Origin of the sequence: Bowmanella yangjiangensis (assembly GCF_017255015.1) — a bacterium.
GTDB classification, from domain to species: domain Bacteria; phylum Pseudomonadota; class Gammaproteobacteria; order Enterobacterales; family Alteromonadaceae; genus Bowmanella; species Bowmanella yangjiangensis.
Window position 1 is genome coordinate 1 of the sequence record NZ_JAFKCS010000885.1, and the last position, 292, is coordinate 292.

General features: G+C 67.8%; 1 protein-coding gene. It reads right to left on the bottom strand.

The window, feature by feature from the left end; genetic code table 11:
* Positions 1–220 (bottom strand): DUF1272 domain-containing protein (locus J0A65_RS27080; RefSeq protein WP_206597249.1); only part of this gene is annotated, 220 nt, incomplete at its 3' end.
* Positions 221–292: the final 72 nt, after the last annotated feature.

Genomic DNA, 292 nt, shown 5'->3' on the forward strand with positions numbered 1-292 from the left:
TGTGAACGCGCTGGGTGGAAGCGGGGAAGCGTTCGAGCTTCTCGGCGGGGCGAATCGGCCGCCTGACCAGCTCGCCGCCGCAGTTGGGGCAACGCAGCGCCAGCGCCTGCTCGGCGCACGCGCGGCAGAAGGTGCATTCGAAGGAGCAGATCAGGGCGTCGACACTGGCGGCGGGTAGATCGCAGTCGCAGCGTTCGCAGTTGGGGCGCAGCTCAAGCATGGCGATGGACTCGGCAGAGGATCGACTCTGCCAGTCTGCAAGCGCCGGTGGCTGCGCGCAAGATGGCCAATC